Origin of the sequence: Candidatus Sulfotelmatobacter sp. (genome assembly GCA_035498555.1) — a bacterium.
Taxonomy (GTDB): Bacteria; Eisenbacteria; RBG-16-71-46; order RBG-16-71-46; family RBG-16-71-46; genus DATKAB01.
The window spans coordinates 60,927-74,412 of record DATKAB010000045.1; the positions used below are offsets into that span (position 1 = coordinate 60,927).

The 13,486-nt window shown below is 67.1% G+C and carries 9 protein-coding genes; 4 read left to right on the forward strand and 5 right to left on the reverse strand.

From position 1 onward, the window contains the following. Positions 1-189: 189 nt before the first annotated feature. Together VMJ70_03820 and VMJ70_03825 are read right to left on the reverse strand one after the other, a co-directional pair. Positions 190-1,344: a M23 family metallopeptidase gene (locus VMJ70_03820; GenBank protein ID HTO90235.1), complete on the reverse strand. Its 1,155-nt coding sequence runs from the start codon at positions 1,342-1,344 to the stop codon at positions 190-192. Further along, on the reverse strand, positions 1,341-4,061 hold the full coding sequence (locus tag VMJ70_03825; GenBank protein ID HTO90236.1) for a M6 family metalloprotease domain-containing protein: 2,721 nt from the start codon (positions 4,059-4,061) through the stop codon (positions 1,341-1,343). The genes VMJ70_03820 and VMJ70_03825 overlap by 4 nt, the downstream gene beginning before the upstream one ends. Before the next feature lie 298 nt (positions 4,062-4,359). Here VMJ70_03825 and VMJ70_03830 point away from each other — a divergent pair, with 298 nt between their 5' ends. The 4 genes from VMJ70_03830 to VMJ70_03845 all read left to right on the forward strand — a co-directional run bounded on the left by VMJ70_03830 (position 4,360) and on the right by VMJ70_03845 (position 9,493). Then, the gene (locus VMJ70_03830; GenBank protein ID HTO90237.1) at positions 4,360-5,586 is read left to right on the forward strand and encodes a GWxTD domain-containing protein; all 1,227 of its coding nucleotides are present in this window, start codon (positions 4,360-4,362) and stop codon (positions 5,584-5,586) included. Continuing rightward, complete coding sequence (locus tag VMJ70_03835) at positions 5,583-6,443, forward strand: C40 family peptidase (protein ID HTO90238.1); 861 nt, start codon at positions 5,583-5,585, stop codon at positions 6,441-6,443. Before VMJ70_03830 ends, VMJ70_03835 begins: the two co-directional genes overlap by 4 nt. Before the next feature lie 269 nt (positions 6,444-6,712). Next, a complete protein-coding gene (locus VMJ70_03840; protein ID HTO90239.1) occupies positions 6,713-8,005 on the forward strand; it encodes a hypothetical protein in 1,293 nt (430 codons plus the stop codon). Between the two features lie 219 nt (positions 8,006-8,224). After that, complete coding sequence (locus VMJ70_03845) at positions 8,225-9,493, forward strand: Glu/Leu/Phe/Val dehydrogenase (GenBank protein HTO90240.1); 1,269 nt, start codon at positions 8,225-8,227, stop codon at positions 9,491-9,493. Positions 9,494-9,499: 6 nt separating this feature from the next. Here the strand turns inward: VMJ70_03845 and VMJ70_03850 are convergent, their stop codons facing one another. The 3 genes from VMJ70_03850 to VMJ70_03860 are packed head-to-tail and all read right to left on the reverse strand — an operon-like array spanning position 9,500 to position 13,154. Continuing rightward, positions 9,500-10,300, reverse strand: coding sequence for a hypothetical protein (locus VMJ70_03850; GenBank protein ID HTO90241.1), 801 nt, complete (start codon positions 10,298-10,300; stop codon positions 9,500-9,502). After that, positions 10,297-10,947 carry a hypothetical protein gene (locus VMJ70_03855; GenBank protein HTO90242.1) on the reverse strand — a complete coding sequence of 217 codons (651 nt, stop codon included), beginning with the start codon at positions 10,945-10,947 and terminating at the stop codon, positions 10,297-10,299. Before VMJ70_03855 ends, VMJ70_03850 begins: the two co-directional genes overlap by 4 nt. Beyond that, entirely contained in the window at positions 10,944-13,154 is a 2,211-nt protein-coding gene (locus tag VMJ70_03860; protein ID HTO90243.1) for a hypothetical protein, read from the reverse strand. Before VMJ70_03860 ends, VMJ70_03855 begins: the two co-directional genes overlap by 4 nt. Between the last annotated feature and the right edge of the window lie 332 nt (positions 13,155-13,486).

Genomic DNA, 13,486 nt, shown 5'->3' on the forward strand with positions numbered 1-13,486 from the left:
CGGCGGGCTTCCGTCCGAGCCTCAGGCGGCGCGTCGCGTCGCTTCGGTCGGCGGCTCGGGGGTGATGTTCGCCGCGCCGGTGGGTATCGGGCTTCCACCATCCCCGACTCGCTGGAACTCCGCACGCGGGTACTCGTCCCCGTCACAGCCTTGAATGCCGGGCGAAGCTGCCATGCCCGGCGACCCGGGTCAAGGAGCGGCGTCCCTCCCCCGGGCCCGCGGGGCGGGGGCGGCGGGCGCCAGGTCGGCGATCAACAGCACCGCGTCCAGTGCGTGCGGCGGAGCCTCGCGACGAGCCAGGTCGGACGGGTCACGATCCGGGCTCGCCTGCCCGAGGATCTCGCGACACACCGAGCGGAACTGGCGGTCGGGCGCCGGCCGCGCCGGCAGCGCCGCGCCGATCATCTCGAGCCGGCGCAGGTCGCGCGCCAGCTCCTCCCAGCTCACCGTCTCTCCGGGGGTCGCTCGCGATCGTTCGGGCAGGAGGCCCGCCGCGATCAACGAATCGCGCAGGGTGAGGTCGGCTTCCGGGAGCAGGGTCCACTGATGGGCGCCCGCGACCGCCAGCATGCGCCACCATTCGGCGTGCCGCAGAGCGCTGGCCGGCGTGACCAGCGAATCGGCCAGGAGCCCGGCGTACGCCGCCCAGTCCCACCACGGCGCGAGCGAATCGGCGCGCGCCGCGGCCGGGAGGCGGTCCGCGACGAACGAGAGCGGGTCCACGACCCGCGTGTCCTGCCAGGGTGCGGAAGGATCGTCGGCCAGCCGGACCTCGAAATGGAGGTGCGGGCTGGTCGCGCGGCCGGTTCTCCCGACACGTCCGAGCACGCCGCCGGCCAGCACCGACTGGCCGGGGCGAACCCGGATCGTGCCGGCGGCGAGATGGGCGTAGACGCTGTAAGCGACCTGTCCGTCGCACAGGCGGTGCCCCAATACCACGTAGCGGCCGTAGCCGCTGTTGTAGCCGCGCCGCGGCGCCGCCACCACCAGCCCGGTGGCCGCCGCGCGAACCAGGTCGCCGCCGTGACCGCAACTGAGATCAGCGCCCTGATGCGTTCGAGTGCCGAGGTCGGGGCCACCGATGTTCCGGCTCAGTCGGTAGCCGGCGGAGGAGCCGGCAGCGGCCAGCTGGAAATCGCGGGCGTTGCCGACCGGATATCGCCACGCGCCGCTCCAGCACCAGCGGTCGGCCAGTTCGGCGGAAGCGTGCATCACGCCGCCGGTCGGAAGCGGCGGAACCGGTGCGATCTGCCCCCGGGCGTCGGGAGCGGAGCCGAGCACCGCCGCGCCTGCGAGCGCGACGCTCGCCCAGATCGCGTGACGGAGCCCGATCCGCCCCTTCATCGCAGCACGACGAACCGGATCCTCTCGCGGCTCGCGCGCAGCGCGGCGAAGTAAACGCCCCCGCGCCAGCTTCGCGTGACCGCCGGGTCGATCTGGGCCTCGAAGCGGCCGCCTGCCGACCGAACCGGGAGGCTCGCCACCCGGCGGCCTTCCACATCGAACACCTCGAGCCGGTCGGCCACGGTGGCTCGCCCGGCGAACCGCAACGGGAAGCCAGCGCGAACCGGGTTGGGGCCCACTTCGAGGCCGTCCGCGAGCGGCGAGAGGGAGACCGGCACCTGAGCGGTGGCGCTCGCGCCGAACAGGCGGCTGCGGGCCTCGAGGGTGTAGAGGTCGCCGTCGGAGGTCACGTAGAGCAGGGTAACGTCTCCCGGCGCGTTTGGCAGCACGATGGGCTGAGTCGAGGTCAGCGAGCTCGAGGAAATGTAAGCGCCGCCGAACTCCCATCCGCCTGCCGGCGTCCAGCGCTTGTAGCGGATCCTCGATGTCGCTCCGCCCCAGTCCTCGTAGGCAACGTGGATGTCGAGACTGTCGTCGCAGGCGGCCGTGATGCCCTGCAGGACGCCGGAGGAATTGTCGAGCGTGGTGTCCTGGGGGAACGGTGTGCTCGAGGCGCGACGGCGCTGATAGTGAAGTTCGTTGGTGTTGGAACCGCCGACCTGCCAGAGGGTGTGGAGATTGCCCGCCCCGTCCATCACCGTGGCCACCGCGAGCTGCGGTCCCGCCGGAGTCGGCGTCAGCGGGTTGCGCGAGCTGACGCCTGAATCCGGAGTGAATCGGGCGAAGTACAGCCGCTGCGGGCTGGTGGAGCGGTCCGACCACACGATGTAGGACGCACCGCTCGGTCCCACCGTCAAGGCGGGAGGATCGGGCTGCTCGCCCGGGAAGGTCACCGGCGCCGCGGCGCCGAAAGGAGAGAGGTAGGAGAAGCGTTGGAACAGGACCTGAAGCGAGCTGCCCTGCTCGTTGAGATAGGCCAGCTCGACCATCCCCTTCGAATCGGCGCCGATCGCGGAATGATGCGAGTCTCCCGACGAGGTCGCCACCGCCGCCTCGGGTGTCCACTGGCCACGGATTCGCGCTCGGTAGTAGATCTGAAGCCGCCCGTTTCGTCCGTCGGTCCAGCACACCGCGAGATCTCCGCCCGGCAGGACCGCGATGGTGGGATCGAGCGCGGCGACGGTGGTGGCGCTGATCACCTCGGGGAGTTGCCACACTCCGGCCAGGCGCGAATACAGCACGATCTGCGGGAGTCCATTCCGCAACTCGCTCCGCACCGCGAACACGCGCCGCTCGCGATCGGTGACTGCCCAGTGTCCGGGTCGCGCGCCGTCGATCAGGATCGGCGTTGGCGAGGTGATGCTCCTCTCCGGCTGCCACCCCGGCATGTTGACCTGTACCTGCACCTGCATGTTGGAGCCGACCGCGTGAATACCGCCCAGCGCGAGATTGGTGCGGGCCCCGGCGAAGGTGCGCAGATTGGGGATGGTCTCGTCGCCGATGCCACTGCGGCCGGTCGTGCCCGGGAAGAGATCGGAGCCCTGGCCGCGGTTCTGTCCGATCCACATGGCGTAGTCGCCGTCGGCTTCGACGATCTGGAGCCCGGGGGTCAGCCCGCTGTTCACGCGGTTGGCCGAGAGGAGCGAGGAAATCGTCCCGTCATCGAGGTGGGTGACCAGGAGTCCGCTCGAGGGAAGCGCCGCGTCGAATCCCTCCTGCTGGCGATTTTCCACCAGGAAATGTTCAGGGTGCGACTCCCCCTGGAACCACATCTCCATGGCGGGGTTTCCTTCCTCGATCGGACCGAGGGTCTGCGGTCCGTCCTGAGTGGGACGGAAGGTCTGGATCCAACCCAGATAGCTCGCGCACCAGGCACCCATGTGAGCCGGTCGCTCGGGCGTGAGACCCGAACCGCCGTAACCACCGGTGGACATCAGGCTCCAGTTGCCGGGGCCATAGTTGCCGACCCCGAACGGAATGCCGCTGGTGTCGTAAAGATCCGGAAGTCCGAGGGCATGGCCGAACTCGTGGCAGAAGACGCCGATTTCGGCCTGATGCCCGGGAATCAACGCGGAGAGCTCGGGCACGCTCGAGAACCGGTCGATCTTGTAGAACTGGCCGGCGGTCCCCGGGATCAACTCGGAGGTGACGTAGACGCCGCCGAAGTGCCAGCCCGCCGACATGCTGGTCGTGATCGACCAGAAGTTGTTCCGGTCGGGCGTGTTCTCGCCCCCGATACCGGCGCTGAGGACCCACAGGATGTCCACCATACCGTCGTGATCCTGGTCGAACGGCGACCAATCGATCGTCGAGCTGCACTGCCCCAGTGCGTCGCGCGCCAGGCCGTACAGGTTCTGTGGCGTGCTCTCTTTCGCCAATCCGTAGGAGTTGTAGGTGTAGTAGATCTTGTCCTGCGGCATGGTCACCGCGGCGACCACACGTCCGGTGACGCGCAGGCGACCGCCCGAGACCCACTGGTAGTAGTCGTAGACCGAACCGTTCGGATTCGACCCGGTGGTGTCGAAGAGGGCGTGCTCGAACTCGGCCGGCGTGTGGGTGAGGGGAACGTCCTGGAACCCGATCATCAATACCGGCACGTACCAGCGGGTCTGGGAGCTGCTGGTCGCGGTGCGGGGGCGTGGTGGAGGAAGATCGAACAGCCCGGCCGAAAATGCCCGCGCGACCTCCTGCGGAACCACTCCCTCGCGGGTCGGCATGGTGGCCATCGCCGGCCGAACGCACAGCGCGAAAGGCAGCGCAAGCGCAAGGGCTCCGAGCCCATTCGCGGCACTTCGAAACGATTGGTTCAGGTGCAAGGGCTTCCTGAGTGGCGGAGCGCCCGGTCGAATAGCCCCACTATAGCGCGACCGCCGGGCGCACGCGACACCATTTTCTCCCCCGGCGGGTGGAGGCCTGGGGCCGGGCCCCGGTGGTTGCGTCCGCAACGGCTGTGCTAGCGTCAAAAACACCGTGACCCATTGCCACCTTCGACACGCGCTCGGGGCTGTGTCCGGCATGATGGTGGGGCTCGCATGTCTGTCGGCGGTTGCCCCGGCCGCGCGGGCAGAACTGCCCACCCTGCGCTCCGAGCAAGCGCCCTTCTTCTCGACCGATCTCTCGGTCTCGCGCGATGGCGAGGGCCGGCCGGCGCTGGTGGTGAGCATCACGCTGCCCTACTCGGAGCTCCAGTGGGTCCGGGCGCCTCGAGGCTATGGGGCAATCGTCGAGCTGACCGTCGCGCTCGACCCCGCCAGGCGCGGCCGGAGCTTTGGCGGCACCTGGCAGCGCGAGCTGCTCGTGCCAAGCTATTCCGCCTCGCGGTCGCCGACCGCGTCTCTGGTCGAGCGGGACACGCTGCAGATGCCGCCAGGCCGCTACGATCTGCGGGTGGCGGTGCACGACCTCAACTCCGACATCCGCTCCAGCGCCAGCGACAAGGTCGAGATCGAGGACTGGTCCAAGATCCCCGTTGGCTTCTCGGATCTGGAGCTGGGGTTGGCCGACTCGGCCGGCGTCTTCTCGGTGCGGCCGGAGCGTGAGTTCGGGCGCGATGTGGCGACTCTGGCCGGCAGAGCGGTGCTGTTCGATCGGCGGCCGGGGAGCTGGCCGCGGCGCTACTCGATCGTCGTTCGGATCCGTGGCGAATCGGGCGACGCTTTGGTCACCGACGAGCGCACGATCACGCTGGCGGCCTCGGGGGACCCCGTGGTGCTCAGGCCGTCGAGGACCGACCTGTTCGTCGGCCCGTACGTGTTCGCGGTCGAGATGATCGAGGGCAAGTCACACTGGCGCGTGGAGCGCTCGTTCGAGGTGATCGAGAGCGGTCCGCCGCGGGGATCCGAGTGGGACCGCATGCTCGAGCCTCTGAGTTACATCGCCGACCCCGGCGAAGTGGATCAGCTCCGCAAGCTCGCGCCCGCCGAGCGTGAGGCGGGCTGGAGTGCGTTCTGGAAGCGCCGGGACCCGACGCCCGAGACTCCCAAGAACGAGGCCCTGATCGAATTCGTGCGGCGCGTGAGGTACTCCGAGGAGCACTTCCAGGGGTTTGGCCCGGGCTGGAGGTCGGACATGGGGCGGGCCTACATTCGATACGGCCCGCCGGATCAGATCGAGTCCCGCGCGGCGACCGCGCAGAGCCCTCAGCTCGAGATCTGGTACTACAACCAGCCCTATCGGCGCCTGGTCTTTGCCGATCGCGAAGGCTTCGGCCGCTTCGTGCTCGTCTCGGGCGCGGTCGATTGAGGCGGGCGCCGGCCGAGGCCGTGGTGTCGCTCGCGGCGCTGGATCTGCGCCGCAGGCCCGACCATCGAGCGGAGCTGGGCACCCAGTTGCTGCTGGGCGAGCGACTCCAGGTCCTTCCCGGGCCGGCCCGATCCGGCTGGGTAAGGGTCCGGAGCCTGGAAGATCGTTATGCGGGCTGGGTGCGCGAGTGGGGCCTGGCCGTGATGAGCCGGGCCGAGGCGGCACGCTGGACCCGCGCCGCGACCGGCCGGCTGCGCGCCCTCTTTGCCGAGGCCCTGGCGAAACCGGGATCGGGCGGTCTGGTGAGCCCGCTTCTGTTTGGGTCGCGATTCCGTCTCGGCCGGCGCCGTGGCGCCTGGCGCGAGATCGCGATGCCCGACGGGAGGCACGGCTGGCTCCGCAGCCGGCTGGTCCGTGACGTGCGCGAGCGGCCGCCGGGATTCAGATCCCGGATCCACGGCTTGCTGGGGGTGCCCTATCTATGGGGCGGGCGCACTGCCACCGGCCTCGATTGTTCTGGATTCACACAGCTCGTGCTCCGCGAGCAGGGGATCGAGCTTCCGCGCGACGCCAGGGATCAGTTCCGTGCCTCTCGGGGGCTCGAGCCAGGCGAAAAGCCACGGGCGGGTGATCTGGTCTTCTTCGCGCGGCCGGGCCAGGATCCATCGCACGTCGGAATTTACCTGCGGGACGGCACATTCGTTCACTGCCGGGGTGACGTTCATATCGGGTCGATCTTATTTGGTAACTCATTGAGCGAGAATGAGTTGATCACGCAATTCGTGGCCTTCCGGAGGCCTGCGCCCGGGCGGAGCCGGGGAGCCGGAACGGTTCGACGGGGGGGAGAATCGGCTTGACAGAGTTTCGAGCCCTCCCCTAACTTGCGTCGGGCGTTAGCCAGGATCCTTCCAACGGGAGGTCGTGGTCCTGGACTTCTTGAGTGCTCCATCACATGGATGCGATGGAGCCTTTGGCTTGTCTGGCAAATCAATCGAACTCGGCATTCGAAAGGAGGTGGGGCTCCGAACCGTACCGCGTTGTAGCGAACTGGCCGGATCGGCTTTCGTTCTGCATCGTGGCATCGTAGCTCTGACTTCAGAAAGAACCGCCAAGGAGGCTTGAAGAAATGTTGAATCGCTGGATGAAGAGTCTGATCGCCGTCGCGGCGCTCGGGCTAGCGCTGCCGCTGGTGGCGAATGCCCAGACCTCGCGGGTCGAGGGTATGTCGGTTCAAGGCGATTACATCAAGGACTACACCGCCATCTACACCTACTCATCCGAAATTTCGCATGTCGGAAACCTGGTCTATGGCGAGTTCGGCTCGACCGAGGCCGCCGCGACTCCGGTGGACGACCGGGCCGTGGGCGCCGTCCTCGGCAATCTGTTCGACGGCCGCTTCGGAACCTGGGGCATTCACCTGCGCGAGTGGACCCCGAACCTGGGCCAGGGCGACATCACGTCGAACCCGGGCGTGGGGGCGGGCGGCCAGGACCCGAACGCCAACAACAACCATTCGTTTGATCTCATGTGGGGCAAGCGGATGGGCGGCACGAGCCTGGGCCTGCGCCTGAACCGGTCGGTGTTCGAGACCAAGCTCAGCGTCCCGCCGGCGACCACCACGATCACCACGCTGGCCGGTGGCGACAACTTCAACCGGAATGTCTGGGGCTTCGGGGCCGGCGTCGGCTTCGAGGTCAACCCGACCAGCTCGTTCGAGGCCTCGCTGATCTGGCAGAACCGTACGTTCGAGAACAGCACGACCCCGATCGTGGGCACCAACACCACCGAGGACAGCCCGACGACCTATCAGTTCGCGGCTCGTCTGCTCTGGCAGTATCAGCCGAACCTGCTGGTGGTGCCGGTGTTCAAGTGGTACTCCTTCGACCTCTCGACCAAGAGCACGACCGCTGCGGCCTCGACGACCGCCAACAACACCCTGAAGGGCTGGCAGATCGGCGCGGCGGGCAACTGGACGCTCAACCAGAACGACCTGTTCGTGCTGGGCCTGACGTTCGCTCACAACTCGGTCGAGCAGGATGTCCCGATCTTCGGTTCGGGCATCGTGGGCGCGGCGGCCGACAACTCGAAGATCGACGAGTCGATCTATCCGCAGGTGTTCGCGGCTCTCGAGACCCACGTGAACTCCTGGCTGACCCTGCGGTTCGGGGCGAACCAGGACGTCTACGCGAAGATCAAGACCACCCCGCGTACTCCGGCGACGGACAACGCCGCCGAGCAGACCTTCTCGCGCTTCGACATGCACCTGGGCGCGGGCGTCAAGGTCGGCAACCTGCAGTTCGACGCGATCGTGGCCAACGATTTCTTCCAGAACCTGGGCTGGCTCGGAAGCGGCAACAGTTCGGACGCGACCACGACGGGCGCCTATTTCCCGAAGGTCACGGCCACCTACGCCTTCTAGGCCATCTTCAACGCAGCACTCCGCGGGGGCGCCTTCCGGCGCCCCCGCGGTGCTTTTTCCCCGAGAGCCCGCCGAATCGTGGCGTCCGGTCGCGTTCGGCGGCTATACTCCGGCGCCACCCGCATCGCGGCCGGGCGCAGCCCCGCCGCACCTGAAAGCTGAAGCCGGCGAGCCCGGAACGGCCGGCACGAGCGCCACGACTCGAGGTCGGAGGACTTCATGCCGGCTGAAGGCAGCAACGCCCAGAAGGACCTGAATCCGCTTCTCAACGCCGAACGCCAGTTCGACGAGGCCGCCGCCCGGCTCAACCTGCCCGAGGGCATTCGCGAGATGATCAAGCGCCCGCGACGGGCGACCATCGTCTCGCTGCCGATCCAGATGGACGACGGCAGCCTCAAGATCTTCACCGGCTATCGCGTTCAGCACTCGATCGCGCGGGGCCCCGCCAAGGGCGGCATCCGCTACCACCCGGACGTGACCCTCGACGAGGTCGAGGCGCTCGCGGCCTGGATGACCTGGAAGTGCGCGGTGGTCAACATCCCCTTCGGCGGCGGCAAGGGTGGAATCATCTGCGACCCCTCGCGCATGTCGAAGGGCGAACTCGAGCGGCTGACGCGGCGCTATGCCGCCGACCTCTCGGATCTCTTCGGCCCCGAGAGCGACGTTCCGGCGCCCGACGTCAATACCAACGAGCAGATCATGGCGTGGATCGTGGACACTTACTCGATGCACGAACGCCGCACCGAGTACGCCGTGGTCACGGGCAAGCCGCTCGAGGTGGGCGGCTCGGCCGGCCGCCGCGAGGCCACCGGGCGCGGCGTGCTGTTCTGCGTGCGCGAGGCCTGCCAGCATCTGAAGATGCCGCTCTCCGGCGCCCGCGTCGCGGTGCAGGGGTTCGGCAACGTCGGCTCGGTTTCGGCCGATCTGATGTCCAGGGAGGGCGCGAAGATCGTGGCGGTCTCGGACGTGACCGGCGCAATTCACAACCCGGCCGGCCTCGACGTCAAGGGGCTGATCAACTACGTCAAGGATCGGCGCGGTGTCGCCGGATTCCCCGGCTCGCAACCGCTGAATACTTCGATCATCGAGTTCGACTGCGACATTCTGGTGCCGGCGGCGCTCGAGAATCAGATCACGCCCGACAACGCCTCTCGCGTACGTGCCAAGATCGTGGCCGAGGGCGCCAACGGGCCGACCACTCCCGACGCCGACAAGATCCTCGAGACCAAGGGCGTGTTCGTGATTCCCGACATTCTCTGCAACTCGGGCGGGGTGACGGTCTCGTACTTCGAATGGGTGCAGAACCGGATGGGCTTCTACTGGCCCGAGGCCGAGGTGAATCAGCGCCTCGAGCACACCATGGTTCAGGCGTTCCAGGACGTGCTGGCCAAGAGCCTCGAGCACCGCGTCAACATGCGGGTGGCGGCCTTCATGGTGGCAATCGAGCGGGTGGTGAAGGTGATCATGCTGCGGGGCGTATACGCCTGACCGGAGCTACCGGGCGTAGACGTACTTCACCCACCCCCAGCTGACGTTGATGGGGAAGGGATCGGTCGCGCTCTTGGTCGCGTTCACGCTCGGAGCACGCTCCGCCGGGAGCGCGCCGAACTTCTCCTCGAGCGCGGCGTGCAACAGATGGCTCTCGCCGCCGTTCGCGATCAGGCCGCCCGCGCCCTCGACGGTCTCGTCCTCCCAGCGCTCGATGTACCAGCGATTGACGTCGGGGCGGAAGCCGCGGCGCACCAGCTCGTCGGGGATCTTGGCGGAATCGCCGCGGGTCACGAAGAAGCGCGCGTAGCCGAGAATTCGGTAGTCCTGGTCTCCAGCCTGGATCGCAAGCGTCACCGTGGTCCGGATCTCCTGGTGCCAGGGGTAGGCCTTGCCAGGCCGGCTGTCTGGGAACGCCACGAAATTCCGGTCGAGCACCAGATTGATGCTGCTGGCGGGCGGCTCGCTGGCTGTGCCCTCGACGAACAGGTGACGCGCGGTGTCCAGCTCCTGCTGGCGGAAGAGCGCCCGGCCGGTGAAGGCGTTGCCGGCCGAATCGGTGGCCGCGAACTGGAACTGGAAATCGTCGGTGAAGACTTCGCTGTATTCGTCGATCGCGCGATGATTCCAGCACCAGGCGAACAGATTGAGAATGTTCGAGGTGGTGTTGGGATTGGGGGCGGGCTCGGAGATGCCGCTCTGGTTCGAGAGCCGCGGGTCGAACGGGTTGAAGCAGCCCGTGAGGCCGAGCGAGAGCGCGATCGACGCGAGGCCGGCCCGTAAGATGAAGCGTGCCCGGTGGCTCATTGGCTCTCCAGCCGGCGCTGGCCGAAGCTCAGCTCGCCGGCGTTGATGTTGGCGGCCGGGTCCTCGCGATCCTGCCACCTCACGATCTTCCAGTCACCATTCAATTTCGCGAAGGCCAGGTCGGTGTACCCGCGCGACAGCACCACCGCCGAATCCGAGCCGGCCAGCACCCCGAGCGCCAGGTACTTGCGATGGAGCAGCGCGGTGGTGGGCTGTCGGTCGTCCTCCGGCGCGGAAGGATCGGCCTGCCAGACGAACTCGTAGCTCGCGCCGGGCAGGAGCTGCGCGAACTTGACGTAGAAGTTCTGCTCGTAACGCACCCCCCAGTTGAGATCCGGGGGAGCGTGTCCGCCGCTGGTGAATCGAGCCACGGTCGCGGGATCGAAGAACGCGTGGTAATCCACGCCATCCACGGTGCTGTCGGCATAGCCGTGCATGTAGACCGACTGGCCGTTGGTGGTGGCCTTGTCGGCGATCGCGAGCGCCATGGTCGCCAGCGTCGTATCGGGATCGGTGTATCTGCCGATCAGTGCCGATCCGGACGGCAGCTGCGGGCTGGCCGGCTTGAACAGCCCACAGCCTGCGCCGAGCAGCGCCGTGCCGAGCAGGAGCATCGGAGCGATCAACGTTCTCTTCGACCCGCTCATGGTGTCCACGTCAGCGTCAGATCCCCGCTCCAGAAATCGCTCACCGAGAGCGGCGTCTGGTCCGCCCCGGAGAGCCCGTAGGTGGTAGAGCGGTTCCCGCGATAGTTGCGATTGAGGTTGCCCTGGAGCGTGCACCCGGGTGCCACGGGAATGTTCAGGGTCGCCCCGCCCGTGAGCGTCAGCGACGGCGAGCTCCGCTCGAGACCCAGCACGCCGTTGGTCGTGCTGTAACGTTCGATCAACAGATAGGACGGGGCGAGCCTCAGGGAGAACGCCGGAATCGGCGTGTAGCTGAGAGTGACGTCGAGCCTTCGGCTCCGGTCTTCGTCCGCCTTGCTGAAGACTTCGATCGGGTCGGCCTCCGACTGCGGCAGGTAGTTGCCGCTGGGCTGAGACTGCAGGAAGTGGGTGACCGTCAGGTTGAGTCGCGGGGTCAGCACGGCGGCCAGGGTGGTGGTGGTGGTGTAGCTGAGCGCCAGGCGATTGCTTGAAGGTACGAACGGAAAGAACGTGTAGGTCGCACCAATCGCGTTGATCTGGCCGATAGTCAACCCGCCGAGTGTGAGCATGCTCCATTGCCACGTGGCGCGATAGCTGTGCGTTTCGGTGTTCGACGCCGTACTCGCCGCGGGAATGTTGATGAACTGGCTGCGTTGGACCTCGAGCTTCACGTTGGTCGAGATGTTGTTCGTGATCCTGAGGTTGGGTGTGATCGAATAGGACTGGTTGTACTGGTCGTGCGGGACGGGAGTGGTCGGGTAGCTGCCGATGGTTTCGTAGGTGAACGACGTGAGCCCGATGCTGGCGAGGAACTGGACGTTGAAGTTCTGGGTCGCCGACCAGGTGGCCTGGCCGTTGAGCGAGTTGGCCTCCTGATTCTCGCGATAGCCGCCGGTGGGCGCGAAGCGAGGAAACGCCGAGATGGTGTGGGCCATTCCAAATTGCCCCTGCAGCACCCAGTTGCCGATCTCGTAGTTGCCGTTGGCGCCGAAGCCGGCGTTGTCGAGGGTCTTGAGCGAGCTGGTGGCACCGGCGGTAGCGTTGGTGGTGGCGCCCAGATTTCCCGTGATGTTGAGCTGGCGCCCGTTGTCCTGACGAAGCCGCAGCGCCCCGTCCACGCTGTTGTTCAAGTTGTTGACTTGCTGGACCTCGATGTACTGCTGGCCTGGCGGCGGGACCGCGAGCGTGTCCAACACCACGCTTCCAGCGGTCGCGACGCTGGTCTTGCTGAGCCGATAGTTCAGGTTGAACCCGACCGGGGCGTTCTGCCACAGCCCCAGCACGCCGCGGAGATCGGTGTTGAGATCGTGAGTCTGCACAGCGTCGGGCCCGGGGATGCCGTCGTCCAAGAACGGCACCCCGAGCCGCGCCAGATTCCCGGAAACGCTCCCGTTCAGATCGTGGGTGAGCCAGGCCCCCGGCGAGTAGCGCGCCTCGCCGGTGAGCGAACCGGACAATCCGCGCTTGAACTGATCGATCTGATGGGCATCCACGACCCCGCCGACCAGGTTGAGCTTGGTGGTGAGACCTCGCGCCGGGCGTTGCTGCGAGTTGATGGTCAGGCCATAGGTGTTGTTGCTGTTCGCGTAGTTGTTGATGGAACCGGGCGTGTTGTTGCTATTCCCCTGCAGGCTGGCGTTCATGCCCGCCCACAGGTCTCTTTGAATGCGCCAGTTCAAGTTGGTGGTCGACGCCGTCGTGGTGTTGACGTTGGTGAGCCCGCCGGTCTGGGTTCGCTGGGTCGAGATGTTGGTGTTGTTGTTGATCTGGAAGCCACCCCGCGTCAACGCGAGCGTCAGATTGTTGGTCCAGGTGCTTTGCTGCTGCGCGATGTTGTACAGGCTCTGATAGTTCATCGTGTTGCTGTTGGCCTGGTTCGCCAGCGGATTGAACCGCTCGCGGGTCATGATCGGACCCACGCTGTCGACCGGCACCCCGAGGCTGTCGGCCATCACCACCAGGCGCCCGATGCTCCAGCGGTAGCGGATCGAGAGGGCTCGCAGGGTATCGGGGGTCTCGTGGAGGCTGTCGGCGATCGGGAACAGCCGTGGGAACGAAAGCCCCAGCGTGTCTCGCAGCAAGGTGGTGTCGGCAAAGGCGTAACGGGCGTCCGAATTGGACGTCTGGGCGCGCCCCGGCTGGCTGATGAGCAGGGGAGCGAAGAACAAGGGAAGGAGGAAGGGCGCCAGCCGGCGCGTTGGATTCATGCTCTCGCGGGGTGAGACCCGGGGAAGGGAGGACACAAGGCTAGCATCGGCAGGAAATCGCGGTCAAAGCTCAGGATTCAGCGGGAACCTGCCGATGCTGCGAGAGCAGGCGGCTACGCGCGGCCAGGGACGTGGTGGGACGCAGCTTCTACCCCGAAACCTGGCGCGAGGGCGAGAAAAAGCGGGCCTCCCACAGGGAGGTCCACCTTGCCGAGCCCGAGATTCCGGGTGTAGCGTGCCGGCGCCCATGTGGCAGGGACGCTGCGGGGCTCCCGCGCAGTGCCTTCGCTCGTCGTCCGATCGGAACGCCCGAGCCCCAGCCGGGGCCGGCC